General features: G+C 32.1%; 16 protein-coding genes. 14 read left to right on the plus strand and 2 right to left on the minus strand.

Annotated features, from left to right (window positions below; genetic code table 11):
• Positions 1 to 6: 6 nt before the first annotated feature.
• Positions 7 to 480: a hypothetical protein gene (locus tag IX290_RS03390; RefSeq protein WP_211491804.1), complete on the plus strand. Its 474-nt coding sequence runs from the start codon at positions 7 to 9 to the stop codon at positions 478 to 480.
• Between the two features lie 37 nt (positions 481 to 517).
• On the opposite strand, the gene ruvC is transcribed toward IX290_RS03390, so the two are convergent.
• Both ruvC and IX290_RS03400 read right to left on the minus strand, forming a co-directional pair.
• Complete coding sequence (gene ruvC, locus IX290_RS03395) at positions 518 to 1,090, minus strand: crossover junction endodeoxyribonuclease RuvC (RefSeq protein ID WP_211491805.1); 573 nt, start codon at positions 1,088 to 1,090, stop codon at positions 518 to 520.
• Positions 1,087 to 1,563, minus strand: coding sequence for a tRNA (cytidine(34)-2'-O)-methyltransferase (locus IX290_RS03400; protein ID WP_211491806.1), 477 nt, complete (start codon positions 1,561 to 1,563; stop codon positions 1,087 to 1,089). The genes ruvC and IX290_RS03400 overlap by 4 nt, the downstream gene beginning before the upstream one ends.
• 271 nt (positions 1,564 to 1,834) lie before the next feature.
• Between IX290_RS03400 and IX290_RS03405 the strand changes: the two genes are divergently transcribed.
• The 13 genes from IX290_RS03405 (at position 1,835) to IX290_RS03465 (ending at position 19,592) form a co-directional block, all read left to right on the plus strand.
• Entirely contained in the window at positions 1,835 to 2,461 is a 627-nt protein-coding gene (locus tag IX290_RS03405; protein WP_211491807.1) for an MBL fold metallo-hydrolase, read from the plus strand.
• A gap of 15 nt (positions 2,462 to 2,476) precedes the next feature.
• Positions 2,477 to 3,397 (plus strand): FAD-dependent oxidoreductase, encoded by a 921-nt coding sequence (locus IX290_RS03410; protein WP_211491808.1) that lies wholly within the window; start codon positions 2,477 to 2,479, stop codon positions 3,395 to 3,397.
• Between the two features lie 71 nt (positions 3,398 to 3,468).
• The gene (locus IX290_RS03415; protein WP_211491809.1) at positions 3,469 to 4,776 is read left to right on the plus strand and encodes a PhoH family protein; all 1,308 of its coding nucleotides are present in this window, start codon (positions 3,469 to 3,471) and stop codon (positions 4,774 to 4,776) included.
• A 161-nt stretch (positions 4,777 to 4,937) separates the two neighbouring features.
• Entirely contained in the window at positions 4,938 to 5,894 is a 957-nt protein-coding gene (locus IX290_RS03420) for a tRNA-dihydrouridine synthase family protein (RefSeq protein ID WP_211491810.1), read from the plus strand.
• Between the two features lie 2 nt (positions 5,895 to 5,896).
• Positions 5,897 to 8,518 carry a DNA mismatch repair protein MutS gene (gene mutS, locus IX290_RS03425; protein ID WP_211491811.1) on the plus strand — a complete coding sequence of 874 codons (2,622 nt, stop codon included), beginning with the start codon at positions 5,897 to 5,899 and terminating at the stop codon, positions 8,516 to 8,518.
• A 2-nt stretch (positions 8,519 to 8,520) separates the two neighbouring features.
• Entirely contained in the window at positions 8,521 to 11,202 is a 2,682-nt protein-coding gene (gene lptC, locus IX290_RS03430) for an LPS export ABC transporter periplasmic protein LptC (RefSeq protein ID WP_211491812.1), read from the plus strand.
• Between the two features lie 21 nt (positions 11,203 to 11,223).
• Entirely contained in the window at positions 11,224 to 11,949 is a 726-nt protein-coding gene (gene lptB, locus IX290_RS03435; protein ID WP_211491813.1) for an LPS export ABC transporter ATP-binding protein, read from the plus strand.
• Between the two features lie 45 nt (positions 11,950 to 11,994).
• The gene (gene alaS, locus IX290_RS03440) at positions 11,995 to 14,595 is read left to right on the plus strand and encodes an alanine--tRNA ligase (RefSeq protein ID WP_211491814.1); all 2,601 of its coding nucleotides are present in this window, start codon (positions 11,995 to 11,997) and stop codon (positions 14,593 to 14,595) included.
• 15 nt (positions 14,596 to 14,610) lie between these two features.
• On the plus strand, positions 14,611 to 15,030 hold the full coding sequence (gene ruvX / locus IX290_RS03445) for a Holliday junction resolvase RuvX (protein ID WP_211491815.1): 420 nt from the start codon (positions 14,611 to 14,613) through the stop codon (positions 15,028 to 15,030).
• 17 nt (positions 15,031 to 15,047) lie between these two features.
• Complete coding sequence (secD, locus tag IX290_RS03450) at positions 15,048 to 16,280, plus strand: protein translocase subunit SecD (RefSeq protein WP_211491816.1); 1,233 nt, start codon at positions 15,048 to 15,050, stop codon at positions 16,278 to 16,280.
• Positions 16,271 to 17,215: a protein translocase subunit SecF gene (gene secF / locus IX290_RS03455; protein ID WP_211491817.1), complete on the plus strand. Its 945-nt coding sequence runs from the start codon at positions 16,271 to 16,273 to the stop codon at positions 17,213 to 17,215. The genes secD and secF overlap by 10 nt, the downstream gene beginning before the upstream one ends.
• 88 nt (positions 17,216 to 17,303) lie before the next feature.
• Complete coding sequence (gene alr, locus IX290_RS03460) at positions 17,304 to 18,401, plus strand: alanine racemase (protein ID WP_211491818.1); 1,098 nt, start codon at positions 17,304 to 17,306, stop codon at positions 18,399 to 18,401.
• A 9-nt stretch (positions 18,402 to 18,410) separates the two neighbouring features.
• The gene (locus IX290_RS03465) at positions 18,411 to 19,592 is read left to right on the plus strand and encodes a class I SAM-dependent rRNA methyltransferase (RefSeq protein ID WP_211491819.1); all 1,182 of its coding nucleotides are present in this window, start codon (positions 18,411 to 18,413) and stop codon (positions 19,590 to 19,592) included.
• Position 19,593 lies beyond the last annotated feature (1 nt).

Raw genomic sequence — 19,593 nt, forward strand, 5'->3', positions numbered from 1 at the left:
ATTTTTATGAATCTGACTAAAATGAATATCTACAATCCTTTAACAAAAAAGGGGTTTGAACAGCCGGTTTCTCTTATAATGGAGCCAGCTATCGAAAGTATGTACCAGGAGCTTAAGAAGAATAGGGAAAATCTTTTTAAGCATAAGGAACTTCTTTCACTAAGTCCAGTTGGTCTAAAGAATTTTACTTTAGAGATTACTGGGTATAAAGGAACTGCTCTGTATAAGATTTTTCATGACAATACATTGGCAGTTTTAGGAGAGGTATTCTTAGATGATGGAGAGGTTGAAAAATTTTCTGAGGATTTGGGTGAATTTTTAAGGGATGCTTATAGCAATATCCCAAAATCTCCTGTTTCAACAATTGTCTTTGCTAAGGGGTTTTACGCATTGCACCATGTTGTACAGGAAACAGTCTTCTCTTTCTGCAGACTTTTAGGGTTTGCTGTAGTTAAGGTAATGGCTGATCCAGAAGAATAAAAAAGATGCTGATATCAGCATCTTCTAACTAGAAAAACTATCTGTTTAAAATGAGTTTTCTATACTCTTGAGCAGTTAGTTTTTCTTTTTTTAATCCTTTTTTACTAATTGTACCTGCAAGTTCTCTTGGAAATGCTCCAGATCTTGCCGTATTTATATGTGTAATAGCAACAGCAAGTGCGTCAGCAGCATCATCTGGTTTAGGTATCTCTTCAAGATTTAAAATTCTTGTTACCATAAGCTGTATCTGTTTCTTTTCAGCTCTTCCATAACCAGTTATACCGATTTTTACTTGAAGTGGGGTATAGTTATGTACATTGAGGTTGTTAAGCCTTCCACAAAGGACAATTACTCCACGAGCCTGACCAACTGATATAACAGTTTTATTATTTTTAAAATAGAAAAGTTCTTCAACAGCCATATCTGTAGGCTCATATTTTTTAATAATTTCAGTAAGTTCAGTATATATTTTACAGAGCCTATCTTCCATCTGCATATCTTTATCAGTAAAGATACAACCATAATCCATAACCTTAACTTTATTTCTTTCAAAATCTAAAACTGAAAAACCAACAATAGCAGTTCCTGGGTCAATCCCTAGTACTCTCATTTACTTACCACTTGACTGTGGTCAAAATCAAAATTTGTCTGTCTAAGAGCTTCGTACAGTATTATAGCTGCAGAGTTTGACAGATTAAGTGATCTTCCCATTGGTATCATTGGTATAGTGATGCATCTTTCAGGATTTTTGTGAAGTATATCTTCAGGTATACCTCTTGATTCAGGTCCAAACATAATAAAATCTGAATCTTTAAATTTTACATCGCTATATTTTTGTTTTGTTTTAGTTGTAGCATAGTAAAGTGTTATTCCTGGATTTTTTTCTAAAAATTCTTCAAATGATTCCCAGATTTTAAGATCTACAAGATGCCAATAATCAAGCCCTGCTCTTTTAATCTGTTTTTCATCAAGAGAAAATCCAAGTGGTTTTATCAAGTGAAGTGTTGAATTTGTAAGTACACATGTTCTTCCAATATTTCCAGTATTATATGGAATTTCAGGATTATATAAGACAATATTCAAAATAAATTCCTCCTAAACAAATATTATTTACTAAGAAAAATTATACACCAAAGATTATTTTTTGACAAGAAAAGTAGAAATAAAGTATAATGATATGTCAATTATGAATGATAACTTTTTAAGTAGAGTATGAGAAGATACCAATAAATAAACAGTTAACAGAAATCAAAATTGATGATATAATATAATTCGGTAAAATAGTTAATATAAATGTTTTAATTAAAAAATAATAGAGTTATTTATTAAATATTGAGAATAATTAGGAGGTATAATGAATATACAGATTTTTTATTTAGGAAGCCTTATGACTAACTGTTACCTTGTATGGGATGACAGTAAAGAGGCATACCTTTTCGATTGTGGTGGAGAAAACTTCGATAGACTTGAGACTTTTATTAAGGCCAATGGTTTAAAGTTAAAATATATGGTACTTACTCATGGGCATGGAGATCATATTGCAGGTCTTAATAAGATAAAAGAAAAATATCCAGATGCTCAGGTATATATAGGAGAAGAGGATAAAGATTTCTTATACAGAAGTGATTTAAGTCTAATTGCTTATATAACTGGAGAGGATTTCTGTTATGCAGGAGATTATATCACTGTTAAAGAAGGAGATAAAATAGGCAAATTTGAAGTAATTGACACTCCAGGTCACACAATAGGATCAAAATGTTTCTATTGTCCAGAAGCTAAACTTCTTATCTCTGGAGATACAATGTTCAGAAGAAGCTTTGGAAGATATGACCTTCCAACAAGTAGTGGAGATGACATGTATCACAGTTTAAATAAACTTTGTACTCTTCCAGAGGATACAAAGGTATATAGTGGTCACAGTGAGCAGACAACTATTGGAGAAGAAAAAGAATTTCTACATATGCAAGGAATAGTAGATTAATAGGAGGTAAAATATATGGGAAAAGATGTATTATATGACGTAGTAATAGTAGGTGGAGGACCAGCAGGACTTACAGCTGCTATCTATGCAGGAAGATCAAGATTAAAAACTTTAGTAGTAGAGAAAGAAAAAATGGGAAGCCTTTATATGGCGCATAAAATAGATAACTATCCAGGATTTCCAGAAGGAATATCAGGAGCTGAATTAAATGAGCTTATGAAAAAACAGGCTGCAAGATTTGGTGCTGAATTTGTAGATGCGACTTTATTTGGATTTGATCCATATGACGTTGAAAAAGTTGTTAAAACAGATAAGGGAAATTTCAGATGTAAAAATATAATTGTTGCAACTGGAACTGGTAAAAACTTTGGAAAGAAAATAAAAGGAGAAAAGGAATTTTTAGGAAGAGGAGTATCATACTGTGCAACTTGTGATGGTGCTTTCACTAAAAATAGAGTAGTTTCACTAATTGGACAGGGAGATGAACTTGCTGAGGAATCACTTTTCCTTACTAAGTTTGCTAAAACTGTTCAAGTATTTGTTACTGGAGAAACTTTTAACTGCAGTGAAGAACTTTTAACTGCTTTAAAAGGAAATGAGAAAGTAAAGATATATCTAGGTGCAAAACTTTCTGAAATTCAGGGAAGTGAATTTGTAGAAAACCTTGCAATAACATTAGATGGTGAAGATAAAAACTTTGCAAGTGACTTTGTATTCCTATATCTTGGAACTAAAAATAATGCTGAGATGTATGGAGAATTTGCAAAACTTGATGAGTTTGGAAATATCATAACAGATGAAGATTTGAAAATGAACATAGATGGAATGTATGCAGCAGGAGATATAAGATCTCAAAAAGTTAGACAGGTTACTACAGCTGTAGCAGATGGAACACTTGCAGCTATGGAAGTAATCAAAAGAAGCCTTAAGAAATAATAAATAAAGGAAAAGCCCCTTTAGGTTAGTACAATATATTATAGGGAGACTAACTTAAAGGGGCTGATTTTATGAGAAAAGTATTTGTACTGGATACCAATGTGTTGATACACGATCCTAGCTGTATTTATAATTTCAGAGGTAATGATGTAATTTTACCTATATTTGTAGTGGAAGAGATAGATAAGCTAAAGAGAAACCAGAACACTGCTATTCAAGCTAGAATGGTTTCAAGAGTTTTAGATGGAATTAGAGAGAAGGGAAGTCTTGCCAAAGGTGTAGAACTTCCAAATGATATCTTTTTCAAAGTTGAAATCAAAAATGATACATCCTTACTCCCTAAGGCACTTTCAAGGGATGTAATGGACAATAATATAATATCAGTGACACTTGGAATAAAGAAAGAAAATCCTGATAGAAAAGTTATAATTGTAAGTAAAGATATAAATATGAGAATAAAAGCTGACTCACTTGGATTGGAAGTTGAGGACTACAATACAGATAGAGTTGACTACAGTGAGTTATATGATGGATTCTTTGATGTAGAAGTAACAAAAGATGTCTATGAGGACTTTGTAAAAAGTGGAAAGGTAGATTTTAGCCGTCTTGGAAATGTAGGAGTTAGACCTACACCAAACTGTTTCTTTAAGATGAGATATGAAGGACAGATGGTTACAGGAAGATATGTAGAGGGTAAAATTAAGAAATTTATCTTGGGAGATACAGAGGCATGGGGATTAAGAGCAAGAAATGATGAGCAGAGATTTGCAATGGAACTTCTGATGGATGAGAATATAAAAGTTGTAACACTTGTAGGAGGAGCTGGAACTGGTAAGACACTTCTTGCTATAGCAAGTGGACTTGAACTTGTTGTTGAAAGAAAGAGATATAAGAAAATTTTAATTGCAAGACCTATTATACCTATGGGTAAAGATTTAGGATATCTTCCAGGTTCAGAAAAAGAAAAGATGAAACCATGGATGCAACCTATATTTGATAATATAGATTTCTTAAGTGAAAATAAAGAGGATAGAACTGGAGAAAAGGTAGTAGAAGGATTAGAAAGTATGGGAATGATAAAGATAGAACCTCTAACTTATATAAGAGGTAGAAGTATTCCTAAGGGACTTATTATTATTGACGAAGCTCAAAACCTGACTCCTCTTGAAATAAAAACAATAGTAACAAGAGCTGGACAGGATACTAAGATAATATTTACTGGTGACCCGCAGCAGATTGACAATCCATATCTTGATGCTAATACAAATGGCCTTACATACATGGCTGACAGACTTAAAAATGAAAAAATAGTAGGACATATCACTTTGAAAAAAGGTGAACGTTCTGAAATAGCAGAGATTGCAGCTAGACTTCTATAGAGTATAACAATATGGAGATTGATAGGGGAAGAGAACTTATCAATCTCTTTTTATGTTGAAAGAATGGCCAAATCTCATTCACTGTATTGAAAAAAACGTATAAATATGGTAAAATTTTTAGATTGAAACACCTTGTATATAAGATGGAGGAAACATAGTTTATGATAAAAATATATATAGCTCCAATGGCTGGAGTTACTGACTATACATACAGAGGAATACTGAGAGAATTTCACCCTGATATGATATTTACAGAGATGGTGAGTATAAATGCACTTGAGTGTGCAATGGAAAAAACTTTAAATGTAGTATTGAGACTTAGAGAGGGGGACTCTGTACAACTTTTTGGAAAAGATATCCCTAAAATGGTTGAAAGTGCAAAATTTGTTGAAAAATTAGGTGTAAAACATATAGGTATTAACTCTGGATGTCCTATGAAAAAAATTGTCAATAATGGATATGGGGCAGCCCTTATGGAAAACCCTGAACATATAAGAGCTATGCTTTCTGAAGTGAGAAGTGCTCTAAATGATGACACAGGGCTTTCAATAAAGATAAGAGCTGGGTATAAAGAGTTTAAAGACCCTATAAAAATAGCTAAAATAGCTGAAGAAACAAAGTGTACACATATTACTGTACATGGTCGTACACGTGAGCAGATGTATACAGGAAAAGCAGATTGGAGCATTATAAAAGCTGTAAAAGAGAGTGTAAATATTCCTGTAATTGGAAATGGAGATATATTTACAGCTGAAGATGCTAAAGAAAAAGTAGATTATTCAGGTGTTGACGGAATAATGCTTGCCAGAGGAGTATTTGGAAATCCTTGGCTTATAAGAGATATTAGAGAATATTTTCAATATGGTAAGGTGATTACACCTACAACAGAGCTTGATAGAATAAATATGGCTATTGAGCATACTAGAAGGACTCAGATAGAACATCCTGAAAGACCGTTTATATTTGAGCTAAGAAAACATTTGTGCTGGTATTTAAAAGGAATAAGAGGCTCAGCACCAATAAAAGACAAAATAAATCATACTGATAGCTATGAAGAGATTATAGCTCTTTTAAATATTTTAAAGGAAAGTGTGATTGAGCAAAAGGGAGTTGAGTAGTAATGGCAGAGACTCCATTGATGGGGCAGTATAGAAGAATAAAATCAGAATATGAGGACAGTCTTCTTTTTTTCAGACTTGGAGATTTTTATGAGATGTTTTTTGATGATGCAGTTATAGCATCTAAAGAGCTTGGACTTACTCTTACAAGTAGAAATAGAGAAAAAGATTATGATGTGCCTCTAGCAGGTGTTCCTTATCACTCTGTTGCCTCATATATTGCAAAACTTGTAAATAAAGGATATAAAATTGCAATATGTGACCAGGTAGAGGATCCTAAGACAGCAAAAGGGATAGTAAAAAGAGAGGTAACTAGAGTAATAACTCCAGGAACAGTAATTGATACTGAATTTTTAGATGAGAAGAGTAACAACTACCTTATGGGAATAAAGGTAGCTGATAATGCAGGTGGAATCGCCTTTATAGATATTACAACAGGTGAATTTAAGACTACTGAGATAGTTGGAGAGGATATAGTCTTTAAGCTTTTAGGTGAGATAAATAAAGTTGCACCTAAAGAGATACTTATGGATGAAAAGACTTATGACATCTGTATTGAGGAGCTTAAAAATCAGAACTCACTAAGTGATATTAAGTTCACTAAGGTTCCTGAAAAAAGAAAATGTGAGGAATACTTAAAAGATTATTTTAAAGTGGTATCTCTTGAAAGTTATGGACTTAAGGATAAAAAGCTTGCAATTACAATATCTGCAACAGTTCTTGATTATGTAATAGATTTGCAAAAAGGAAAGGATTTACCAGTAGAAAAGATAGGTTATATCAACGAAGATGAGGTTATGGAGCTAAATATAACAACTCAGAGAAATCTTGATATAATTGATAACTATAGAGATAAAAGTGGAATGGGAACTCTTTTGTGGGTTATGGATGAGTGCATGACCTCAATGGGGAGCAGACTTCTAAAAAAATTCATAAAAAATCCTATTTTAAATATACCTGAAATAAAGAAAAGACAGGAAGATGTTGGATATTTTATAGAAAATGTTCTATTAAGAGAAGAGATAAGAGAGAAGTTAAAAGATATCTATGATATTGAGAGAATTATAGGAAAACTTGTCCTGGAAACAGAAAATGGACGTGACCTTATAGCTCTTAAGACCTCAATTAAAAATTCTCTTGAGATATTGAAACTATTAAATGGACATGAGATTTTTAACATTGATGTAAAAGTTTTAATAGATATCTATAACATGATAGAGAAGGCTATTGTAGATGAACCACCATTTTCAATAAGAGAGGGTGGAATAATAAGAAGTGGATACAATAAAGATTTAGATGAACTTCATGGAATCTCAAAAGATGGAAAAAACTATATTTTAGAAATTGAATCAAGAGAGAGAGAAAGAACAGGAATAAAGGGACTTAAAGTAAAATTCAATAAGGTCTTTGGATATTTTATTGAGGTTACTAAAGCAAACTCTCATTTAGTTCCTGAGGAATATATAAGAAAACAGACTCTTACAAATGCAGAGAGATATATAGTTCCAGATCTTAAAGAGTATGAGGAAAAAGTGCTTAACGCAAAGGATAAGATTCAAAATCTGGAATACTATCTATTTAAGGAATTAAGTGGAGAGATCAAAAAGCACAGAGGAGTTTTACAGGATTTAGCATATAAGGTATCATATCTTGATGTAATCACTGACTTTGCTCATATTGCTATCAAAAATTCATATATTCAACCAGAGGTAAATGATGGTGATGAGATTGAGATAATTGCAGGACGTCATCCAATTGTTGAAAAACTGATACCTGCAGGAAAATTTGTTAAAAATAATATTGTATTTGATGATAAAAGAGAGATTATAATTTTAACAGGGCCTAATATGTCAGGTAAATCAACATATATGAAGCAGAGTGCCCTTATTATAATTATGGCTCATATAGGATCATATGTACCAGCAAACTATGCAAGAATAGGATTGGTAGATAAGATTTTTACAAGAGTTGGAGCAAGTGATGACCTTTTAACAGGGCAATCAACTTTTATGCTGGAAATGAGTGAGGTAGCAAATATTGTAAATAATGCCACTTCAAAATCATTTATAATACTTGACGAGATTGGAAGAGGAACTTCGACATTTGACGGAATCTCAATAGCCACAGCAATTACTGAGTATATTCATGAACAGATAGGAGCAAAGACAATATTTGCAACTCACTATCATGAACTTACACAGCTTGAATCAAGACTTGAAAAAGCAGAGAACTTCAGAATAGAAGTTAAAGAGGATAAAAAAGAGATAATCTTTTTAAGAGAGATAGTAAAAGGTGGAGCAGACAAGTCTTATGGAATTGAAGTAGCAAGACTTGCAGGACTTCCTAAAGAGATATTGGACAGATCAAAAGAGGTTCTAAAAAAACTTGAAGAGAGAAAAGAGATAATTGAGAAAAAAGTTGGAGGAGAACAGCTTCTTTTATTCTGTAATGTTGAGGATAAACCTGAAGAGGAAACAAAAACTGAAGATATAAAAGGAAAAGAGCTTACAAAAGAGCAGAAAATAGTTATGAGAGTTTTAGCAGAAACAGATGTAGATAAGATGACACCATTAGAAGCATTGATGAAGTTGAACGAACTTAAAAAAATATTGAGTGGGAGTTAGATATGAAAAAGAAAATAATCTATATTGCTATTTTGATAATAGCGTTAATTTTGGGGTATTTCAATTATTTTGGCGACGATGAAAAACTTGACAATACACAGCAAGTTATCGAAACTACAAATGTAACTTATAAAAATGATGACTATGTTGTTGAAGCTGAAAAACAAAAGGACTATGTAAAAGAGAAAGAAACAGGATTTGAAAAGGCACAGGCAAAAGTAAATGATATGCTTTTAAGTGGAGACAATGTCTTTATAGACAAAGTTAGAAACCTTGCACTTAAACACAATATTCTTGGAGTAAGTCCTAATGGTTGGAGATTTAGTGCTGAAACAGCAAACTATAACAAATTAGAGGACAAAGTTACCTCTGATACTGGTGTTACTGCTGAAAATGAAGCAAGAGGAATAAAAATATCTGGACAAAACTTTACTACTGACTCAAAGATGAGCTATATAAATCTTGAAAAAGATGTTGTTTTAGAAAATAGAAATTTAGCTTTAAAGGGAGATAGAGGAGACTATACAGATGCTACAAAAATAGTAAATCTTGCAGATAATATCACCCTTGAAGGTCGTGGAAAAGATGAAGGTCTTTTAGGTGGACATTTTAAACATCTGAAATATAATATGCAGGATAAGATTTTGGAAGCATGGGAACCTTATGATATCACATATAAAGATGTAAAACTTTCAGCTGAATCACTTTACTTTAAAGAGGATACAGAGGCTTTAAGAATAACTAAAAATGTTCAACTTGAGGCAAATGGCTTTGTAGTAGACCTTCAAAGTATTGATAAAAAACCTAACAGTAATATTTTAAATCTCAATGGAAAACTTGTAGGTAAAAATGATGAATATAGTTTTGTAGCTGATTCTGGAAGATACAATACAGATACTAAAATACTTGAGATATTTGGAAATATACGTGGTAAATCTAAAACTGGAGAGCTTTTAGTGGCAGATAAACTTGTATATGATACAAATACAAAGGTTATGATAGTTACAAAATCTGATGGAGTAAAATATTCAAATGTAGACGGAGAACTTGTAACAAGAGAGTTTACATATAATTTTAATACTAAAGAACTGGCTACAGATGGTCACTATACATTTAAAGGAAAAAAATATGAAAGTGAAGGACAAAATCTTTACTATAACGATATCTCAAAGGATATAAAACTGACAAAGGGATATATCTATGATAAAATAAAAAAAGAGAGAGTTAAAGGTGACACTATTCTTCATAATATGACAACTAAGGACAGTTCTGTAACTGGGAATGGATATATTGAAAATACAACTTATGCTCTTTCAAGTGAGAAAATTCAGTATAAAGGTGCAGAAAAAATTGCAATCATACCTGAAAAATATAAAGTTACTTATCTTAAAGATGGAAGTATCTTTAGAGGTAAAGATGCCAACTACAATGAAAATACAAATGATTTTGTAAGTAAGGGAGAAGTAATTGTAGAGGGAAAAAACTATATAGCCCATGGAAGAGATTTGGAGTATAATAGTAAGACAGGCTTTGGTAAATTCAATAGTAAAATTGAAATTGAAAATCCTAAAGATAATATGCTAATAAAAGGGAACAATTTTACATTCCAAAATGGAAAGTATATTGATATATCAGGAAATCTTAATATGGAAACAGATAAGTTTACTGCAAAATCTCAAGAGGGAAAATATAACTTTGATGATAAAAAAATCTATATTCCTGAAATGATATCTTTTGCAAGTAAAGATGGAAAGACATCTGGAACAACAAAAAATGGTATCTATTCAACTGATAAAAACTATTTTCATGGAAAGATTTTTGATGGAGTAAATGAAAATAGTAAAGTAAAGAGTAAAAATATCTATTATTATACAAAAGAAAATAGAGTTCTATTTACTGGAAATGTTGTTATGGAAAGTCCTGAATCTATTGTAAGAGGAGAAAATATTGAGTATTATCCAGAAAGTGAAACTATAAAACTTATAGGGGAATATACAATTAACTATAAGGATTTTACTTTTGAAGGAGTTAATGGAACATTTAACAATAAGACAGGAATTTTACATGGAGAAAAATCTGTTATAACCTCTAAAACTGGAGATAGATTTGTTTCTGATAGAGTTGATGGAAATCTAAATGATCTTGTTTTAGATTTTAGTGGAAATATAAATGGACACATATCTAATAATGGTGAGGTTACAAACTTCAAAGGAGATTATGCAAGATTATACTTCAAGCATGATAAAAAATACGAGCTTTTAAGAAGTGAAGTGAGAGAAAATGCAGTATTTGTGCAAAATGAAAAAACACTTTACTCTGATTATATTGAGGTGGATCCTGAAAGAAATCTTGTATTCTCAAGAGATAATACAAAACTTGTAATTGATGATCCTAAAAATGGTAAGACAATAATTACTTCTGATGCAGCTGAACTTGACAGTCAAAAAGATATAGCTACTCTTATTGGAAATGTAAAAGTGGACAATATGAATAAAGAGCGTGGACTTACTAAGATTACTGCAGATAGAGGAATTATAAATAAAAAGGATAATACCCTTGAATTTACTGGACACGTTGAAATAGAAAATAACGATTCAACTGTACAGGCAGATAAAGGAATATATAACATGAATACCAAGAAGATAAAAGCCTTGGGAAATGTTTATGTGGACTATAAGAAATAAACTTTTAAAAAGGAGATATATATGATAAATTTATCAGCCCAAAATCTTTGTAAAAGTTATAAAAAGAGAAGAGTAGTTGACAATGTGAGCCTTGAAGTAAATAAAGGTGAAATCGTTGGTCTTTTAGGACCTAACGGCGCGGGAAAGACTACAACTTTTTACATGATAACAGGGATAATCCAACCAAATAGCGGTCAGGTATTCTGTGATAATATAGAGGTAACTGACTACCCAATGTATAAAAGGGCAAATATGGGAATTGGATATTTGGCACAGGAACCATCAATATTTAGAAATCTAACTGTTGAGGAGAATATAGCTGCTGTTTTAGAAATGAAAAAAATAGAAAAAAAAGCTCAACAGGACGTTATAGATAGACTTATGGAAGAGTTTAAACTTACTCATGTGAGAAAGTCATTAGGTTATTCACTTTCAGGAGGAGAGAGAAGAAGAGTTGAGATAGCAAGAACTATAGCTAATAATCCAAGTTTTATTCTTCTGGACGAACCTTTTGCAGGAGTTGACCCTATTGCAGTAGAGGATATTCAACAGATTATAAGATATCTTAAAGAAAAAGGTTTAGGAATATTAATTACTGACCACAGTGTAAGAGAAACTCTTAGAATAACAGAAAAAGCCTATATAATGGCTAACGGAAAGGTATTAATCAGTGGAACACCTCAGGAAATAGCTGAAAATGAAACAGCAAGAAAAATTTACCTGGGAGAAAAATTTAAACTTGATTAAGATAAATATTAAAAATTTAAAATGTATAAATAAACTGGAGGAACTATGTTAACAGGAAATCAAATCAGAAAAGAATTTATAGAATTCTTTAAAAACAAAAGTCACAAACATTTTGAAAGTGCATCTCTTATTCCAGATGACCCTACTTTATTATTAACAGTAGCTGGAATGGTACCATTTAAACCATACTTCTTAGGACAAAAAGAGGCGCCATATCCTAGAGTAACAACTTACCAAAAATGTATAAGAACAAATGACCTTGAGAATGTTGGAAGAACAGCTAGACACCATACATTCTTTGAAATGCTTGGAAACTTCTCATTTGGAGATTACTTTAAAGAGGAAGCTATCCAATGGTCATGGGAATTCGTAACTGAAGTATTAAAACTTGACAAAGATAAGTTATGGGTATCTGTATTTACAACTGACGACGAAGCTGAAAAAATATGGATAGAAAAATGCAATTTTCCTAAAGAAAGAATAGTAAGACTTGGAGAAGATGAAAACTGGTGGGCTGCAGGACCTACAGGATCATGCGGACCATGTTCAGAAATTCACGTAGACTTAGGACCTAGCTATGGTGGAGACGAAAATTCAAAACTTGGTGATGAAGGAACAGATAACCGTTTCATCGAAATCTGGAACCTTGTATTTACAGAATGGAACAGAAAAGAAGATGGATCATTAGAACCACTTCCTAAGAAAAATATAGATACAGGAGCTGGACTTGAAAGAATAGCTGCAATGGTTCAAGGAAAATCAAATAACTTTGAAACAGATCTATTATTCCCACTTGTAGAAGAAGCAGGAAGACTAACTAACTCTACATATGGAAAAAATAAAGAGACTAACTTCTCATTAAAAGTTATAACTGACCACTCAAGAGCAGTAACTTTCCTAATCAATGACGGAGTTATTCCATCAAATGAAGGAAGAGGATATGTTTTAAGAAGAATCTTAAGAAGAGCAGTAAGACATGGAAGATTATTAGGACAATCAGAACTATTCCTATTTAAAATGGTAGATAAGGTTGTTGCAATGATGGGAGATGCTTACCCAGATCTTAAGAAAAATATAGAGCACATCAAAAAAGTTGTAAAAATAGAAGAAGAAAAATTCTCTAAAACTCTAGACCAAGGAATTCAACTTGTAAATCAAGAGATTGAAAAGGCTAAAGGAGAAGGAAAAAATCATCTTTCTGGAGAAGTAACATTCAAATTATATGATACTTATGGATTCCCATATGAATTAACAGAAGAAATCTGTGAAGAAAATGGAGTAAAAGTATCTAAAGAAGAGTTTGAAGCTAAAATGGAAGAGCAAAAAGAAAAAGCAAGATCGGCTAGAGAAGTTGTAATGGAAAAAGGACAAGACAGCTTTATTGAAGATTTCTATGACAAACATGGAACTACTGAATTTGTTGGATATGAGTCATTTAAAGAAAAAGCTACACTTCTAAATGTAAGAGATGGAAAAGATGGTAAGAAACTTCTTATATTTGATAGAACTCCATTCTATGCTGAATCAGGAGGACAAACTTCTGACCATGGAACAATTATTGGAAATGGATTTGAAGGAAGAGTAGTAGATGTTCAAAAACAAAAAGGAATATTTACACATACAGTTGAAGTAGTAAAAGGAGAGGCTGTAGAAGGACAGGAATATACTCTTGAAATAGATGCAGAAGTAAGAGCTGCTATGACTAAAAACCATACTGCTACTCACTTATTACACAAAGCTTTAAGAGAGGTATTAGGAGATCACGTTCAACAAGCAGGATCTTATGTAAATGCTCAAAGATTAAGATTTGACTTCAACCATTATGAAGCAATGACTGAGGAAGAATTAGATAGAGTAGAAGATTTAGTAAATGAAAAAATTGCTGAAGCTTTAGAAGTAGATATTAGAAATATGAGCATGGATGAAGCTAAAAAAGAGGGAGCAATGGCACTATTTGGAGACAAATATGGTTCTGTTGTAAGAGTAGTTAAAGTTGGAGATTTCTCAATTGAACTTTGTGGAGGAACTCATATTGATAATATTGGAAAAATTGGACTATTCAAAATAGAAAGTGAAAGCGGAATTGCTGCTGGAGTAAGAAGAATTGAAGCAGTAACTGGAAAAGAAGCTTACAGATTTGTTAAGAAAATGGAAAACAATCTAAAAGCAATAGCAAAAACAGTTAAAGCAGATACATCTGCAGTAGTTGAAAGAGTAGAAAAATTAAATGAAACTCTAAGAGAAAATAATAAAGAGATAGAAGCATTAAAAGCTAAACTAACTTCATTTGAAGCAAAATCATTAAATGAAGATGCTGAAGAGATAAATGGAGTAAAAGTTGTTGCTAAGACATTTAAAGATAAAACAGCTGAAGAATTAAGACAAATGGTTGACTCTTTAAAGGAAAAACTTGGAAGCTGTGTAGTTATCCTTGGTTCTGGAGAAGACAAAGCTATATTTGCTGTTGGAGTAACAAAAGATCTTACAGGTAAAGTAAAAGCTGGAGTTTTAGTAAAAGAAGCTGCTCAAATAGCTGGTGGAAATGGTGGAGGAAGACCAGATTTCGCTCAAGCTGGAGGAAAAGATGCAAGTAAAGTTGGAGAAGCTGTGGCTAAAGCTAAAGAAACATTGAAAACTTTATTATAATTGTAAGGGGTGGAAATGTATAAAAAATACGTAGCCTTAGATGTTGGTGACGTAAGAATAGGAGTGGCTAAATCTGATATTATGGGGATTATAGCCACACCCCTGGAAGTTATTGACAGAAGAAAAACTAAGGCAGTTGAAAGAATAGAAGAGATATTGAAAGAGCAAAATACCAATGCACTGGTTATTGGTATTCCTAAAAGTCTGGATGGGACAGAAAAAAGACAGGCTGAAAAAGTGAGAGAGTTTATTGAGAAACTGAAAAATAGTATTGATAATCTTGAAATCTATGAGGTGGATGAAAGATTAACTACAGTTTCAGCAGATAGAATCTTAAATGAAACAAACAGAAAGGGAGCTTTAGAAAAGAGAAAAGTTGTTGATAAAGTGGCAGCAGCTTTGATACTTCAGAGTTTTCTTGAAAGAAAAAGATAGGAAAGTTGGAGGGGAAAATGAGTTCAAAACTAATGATGAAATTACTCCTTGTTATAGCAATAGTTTGTGGTGCAGCATGGCTAAGTTTTGCAAAGCCTACTAAACTAGGACTAGACCTTAAAGGTGGAGTGTATGTTGTGTTAGAGGCTGTGCCAGACCAAGGCGTAAAACTTGATGCACAGGCTATGGACAGACTGATTGAAGTACTTGACAGAAGAATTAATGGACTGGGAGTTGCTGAGTCAGTTGTACAAAAAGCTGGAGATAACAGAGTTATCATAGAATTACCAGGAGTAAGCAACACAGAAGATGCAATTAAAATGATTGGTAAAACAGCTTTATTGGAATTCAGAATTGAAAATCCAGATGGTTCTTTAGGACCTACATTATTAACAGGTGGAGCACTTAAAAAAGCTGATGTTTCATATGATAATCTTGGAAGACCTCAAATTCAATTTGAAATGAACCAACAGGGAGCTGTTAAGTTTGCTGAGATTACAAGAAATAACATAGGTAAGAAACTTGCTATCACTCTTGATGGTACAGTACAAACAGCACCTATGATAAATTCAGAAATTCCAAGTGGAAGTGGAGTTATAACTGGTAACTATACTGTTGAAGAGGCAAAGGCTACAGCTACACTTTTAAATGCAGGGGCATTACCTGTAAAGGCAGAAATAGTTGAAACAAGAACAGTTGGAGCATCTCTTGGAGATGAATCAATAGCACAAAGTAGACATGCAGGAGTTCTTGCAATGGGACTTATAGGTATATTTATGTTAATATTCTATAAACTTCCTGGAATTGTTGCAGATATAGCTTTAGTTATCTTTGCTCTTATTACATTTGGAGCACTTAAGTTTATAGATGCTACATTGACACTTCCTGGAATTGCAGGATTGATACTATCAGCTGGTATGGCAGTTGACGCCAATGTAATTATATTTGAAAGAATAAAAGAGGAATTAAGACTTGGAAATACAGTACTTAACAGTATTGGAACAGGTTTCAGCAAAGGTTTCGTAGCAATTTTTGACTCAAACCTTACAACCCTTATTATTACTACTATTTTATTTACATTTGGTACAGGACCTGTAAAAGGATTTGCTGTAACATTAACAATAGGTACACTGGCATCTATGTTTACAGCAATTACAATTACAAAAATATTATTACAGGTATTTGTAATTACATTTAGACTTAAAAATCCAAAGTTTTTCGGGGTAAAGGAGAGAGAAATATGCAAATAGCAGTTATAGAAAATTCTAAGAAATTTTTAGGTTTATCTGCAGTATTGGTAATTCTATCTCTTGCAATTATCTTCACAAAAGGTCTTAACTATGGAATAGACTTTTCAGGTGGAAACCTTATGCAGATAAAATATGAAAAACCTGTTGAACTTTCGGCTATTAACGAAGTGCTTGATGAAGCTGCTAAAAATATTCATCAGTTAAGTGCTAACAGTAGAAAAGTTCAAGTATCAGAAGGAACAACAGTAATCATAAGAACACAGGAACTTACTGAAAATCAAAAAAATGAAGTTCTTGAAGATTTATCAAAATTAGGAACTTATGATATTAATAAAATAGAAAAAGTTGGAGCAAGTATTGGTAAAGAACTTAAAAGTTCTGCAATATACTCACTACTTATAGGGGCAGTTTTAATTGTTGTATATATCACAATAAGATTTGAGTTTGTATTCTCAATAGGAGCTATTACAGCATTAATTCACGACCTTATTATTGCAGTAGGAGTAATCTCACTTTTAAATTATGAAGTTGATACGCCATTTATTGCAGCTATATTAACTATTCTTGGATATTCAATCAACGATACAATTGTTGTATTTGATAGAATAAGAGAGAATATAAGAAGAAAAACTAAGAAGAAAATGACTTTTGTTGAATGTCTAAATAAGAGTATCAACCAGGTTATGATAAGATCAATAAATACATCAGTTACTACACTTTTTGCTATTATAGCTATTCTAATATTTGGAGGAGACAGCTTAAGAACATTTATAGTTACTCTTCTAGTTGGAATACTTGCAGGAACATATAGTTCAGTATTTATTGCAACACCTATTGTTTATCTTTTAGATAAGAACAACAAAAACAATAGTGGTCTTGAAGCGATACTTAAAAAAGAAGAAACAAAAGAAAGAAAAGAGAAAATATTAGTATAAACTTGGAAATTGATATATAATGGAAATATAGCAAGTGTCTATAGCTTTTATAGGCACTTGCATATTACTAGTTTGGAAAGAGGTTAAAATGAGAGCTTGGGTAGAAATAGAAATGGACAACTTAGTTTTTAATATCAATCAAATAAAAAAACAAGTTCAGGGAATGGATGTAATGGCAGTAGTAAAAGCCAATAGTTATGGCTTTGGGAGTATAGAAGTTGTAAGAGAGTTTGAAAAAAATGGAGTAAAACTATTTGCTGTTGCCTGTCTTGATGAGGCTTTAGAACTGAGAGAGGCTGGTTTTAAAGGTGAGATTCTTGTACTTGGGATACTTTTAGATGATGAGATAGAACAGGCTGCTCGTAATAACATTCAGATAACAGTTGGAAACTGGGAACAGATAAAATTTTTAGAAGATAAAAAATTAAATGTAGGAATACATATTAAAGTTGATACAGGTATGGGAAGATTGGGATTTGAACCTTGGGAAGGAGAAAAGGTTGTCAATTACTGTCTGACTAATGGTATCAATATAATGGGTATCTATTCACATCTTTCTGATGCTGATGGTTTTAATGATGCTGCTGATAAGTATACCTTTGATCAGATTTCTAAATTTTCTATTTTTGAAAAATATAAGGACAGAGTAAAATATATCCATATATTAAATAGTGGAGGAATATTTAGATTTAATAAAGGTTATACTGGTAACTTAGTGAGAGCAGGAATATGTATGTATGGAATGATTGGTTCTCATATAGTAGAAGGATTAAAAAGAGTTTTTACTGTAAAAACCAAAATTCTTGCTATAAAAAAACCAACTCATGATACTTATGTATCTTATGGAAGACAGGGTTTTGTTCATTCAGGAGAGACATATGTGGTAATTGGTATGGGATATGCTGATGGAATAAAAAAGGATTTCACAGGAAAAAGTTACGTTATAATAGCTGGAGAAAAATGTCCATTAATTGGAGAGATATGTATGGATATGTGTATGGCAAAAATTCCAGACACAATAAAGGATAAGATAGCTCTTGGTGATGAAGTTATAGTTCTAAGAGATGATATAATAAGAGATATGACAATTGATCACAAATGTTCTTGTGACCTTGTTACAGGAATAGGAAGAAGAGTTTATAGAGTGTATAGAAAAAATGGGAAACCCTATTTGATAGACAGATAAGGAGAGATGATGGCAAGCGTAATTTTAAAAAAGGGAAAAGACAGTAAGATTAGAAATTTTTACCCAAATGTATTTAAAGATGATGTAGCTTCAACAATGGGTAAAATTGAAAATGGAGATATAGTTGATGTATGTACAGCAGATATGGAAGTAGTTGGAACAGGATATGTTACAGATTCAACATCTGCTTATGTAAGAGTACTTACTACAACTGATGAAAAGATAGATAAAAAATTCTTTTTAGAAAAGATTAAAAGAGCATATGAAAAGAGAGAGCACCTATTTAAAGAGACAAATTGTGTAAGAGCATTTTTCTCTGAAGCTGATGGAATTCCAGGGCTGATAATAGATTATTTCGATAAATATGTTGCTGTTCAATTTAGAAATTCAGGTGTAGAAAAATTTAGACAGGAAATAATAAATGCTATAAAAAAAGTAATGAAACCAAAGGGAATCTATGAAAGAAGTGACGTCGAAAATAGAACCTTAGAGGGAGTAGAACAAAAAACAGGAGTTATTTTTGGTGAGATACCTGAAAGAGTAACTATGGAAGATAATGGTCTAAAATATGGTATAGATATTATAGATGGTCAAAAAACAGGATTTTTCTTAGACCAGAGAGATTCAAGAAAGTTTATAAGAAAATATCTTAATACAAATACAAGATTTCTTGATGTATTTTCAAGTAGTGGTGGATTTTCAGTAGCTGCCTTAAAAGAAAATTGTCAAAAAGTTGTAGCAATAGACAAAGAGCCTCATGCTCTGGAACTATGCCATGAAAACTATAGATTAAATGAATTTAGAGGGAATTTTACAACTATGGAAGGAGATGCATTTATGCTTCTTAAGACTCTTATTGGAAGAGGAGAGAAGTATGATGTAATAACACTTGATCCACCTTCATTAATTAAGAGAAAGGCTGATATCCGTAAGGGTAGAGATTTCTTTTATGATTTATGTAATGATAGTTTCCAACTTCTTGAAGATGGAGGAATACTTGGAGTAATAACATGTGCATATCATATATCACTTCAAGATCTTTTAGAGGTTACAAGAATGGCTGCATCAAAAAATGGAAAACTTCTACAGGTAATTGGAATAAATTATCAACCAGAAGATCACCCATGGGTTTTACATATACCAGAAACATTATATTTGAAGGCTTTATGGGTAAAAATAATCAATAACTAAT

It is taken from the genome of Fusobacterium sp. DD2 (assembly GCF_018205345.1).
In the GTDB taxonomy this organism is placed as follows: domain Bacteria; phylum Fusobacteriota; class Fusobacteriia; order Fusobacteriales; family Fusobacteriaceae; genus Fusobacterium_A.

What these genes read in the sequence shown, in the direction of transcription:
- IX290_RS03420 (WP_211491810.1), top strand. Translation starts at nt 4,938, where the DNA reads ATGATAAAAATATATATAGCTCCAATGGCTGGAGTTACTGACTATACA.
- IX290_RS03415 (WP_211491809.1), top strand. Translation starts at nt 3,469, where the DNA reads ATGAGAAAAGTATTTGTACTGGATACCAATGTGTTGATACACGATCCT.
- lptB (WP_211491813.1), top strand. Translation starts at nt 11,224, where the DNA reads ATGATAAATTTATCAGCCCAAAATCTTTGTAAAAGTTATAAAAAGAGA.
- alr (WP_211491818.1), top strand. Translation starts at nt 17,304, where the DNA reads ATGAGAGCTTGGGTAGAAATAGAAATGGACAACTTAGTTTTTAATATC.
- IX290_RS03465 (WP_211491819.1), top strand. Translation starts at nt 18,411, where the DNA reads ATGGCAAGCGTAATTTTAAAAAAGGGAAAAGACAGTAAGATTAGAAAT.
- IX290_RS03390 (WP_211491804.1), top strand. Translation starts at nt 7, where the DNA reads ATGAATCTGACTAAAATGAATATCTACAATCCTTTAACAAAAAAGGGG.
- lptC (WP_211491812.1), top strand. Translation starts at nt 8,521, where the DNA reads ATGAAAAAGAAAATAATCTATATTGCTATTTTGATAATAGCGTTAATT.
- IX290_RS03410 (WP_211491808.1), top strand. Translation starts at nt 2,477, where the DNA reads ATGGGAAAAGATGTATTATATGACGTAGTAATAGTAGGTGGAGGACCA.
- alaS (WP_211491814.1), top strand. Translation starts at nt 11,995, where the DNA reads ATGTTAACAGGAAATCAAATCAGAAAAGAATTTATAGAATTCTTTAAA.
- secF (WP_211491817.1), top strand. Translation starts at nt 16,271, where the DNA reads ATGCAAATAGCAGTTATAGAAAATTCTAAGAAATTTTTAGGTTTATCT.
- secD (WP_211491816.1), top strand. Translation starts at nt 15,048, where the DNA reads ATGAGTTCAAAACTAATGATGAAATTACTCCTTGTTATAGCAATAGTT.
- mutS (WP_211491811.1), top strand. Translation starts at nt 5,897, where the DNA reads ATGGCAGAGACTCCATTGATGGGGCAGTATAGAAGAATAAAATCAGAA.
- IX290_RS03405 (WP_211491807.1), top strand. Translation starts at nt 1,835, where the DNA reads ATGAATATACAGATTTTTTATTTAGGAAGCCTTATGACTAACTGTTAC.
- ruvX (WP_211491815.1), top strand. Translation starts at nt 14,611, where the DNA reads ATGTATAAAAAATACGTAGCCTTAGATGTTGGTGACGTAAGAATAGGA.
- ruvC (WP_211491805.1), bottom strand. Translation starts at nt 1,090, where the DNA reads ATGAGAGTACTAGGGATTGACCCAGGAACTGCTATTGTTGGTTTTTCA.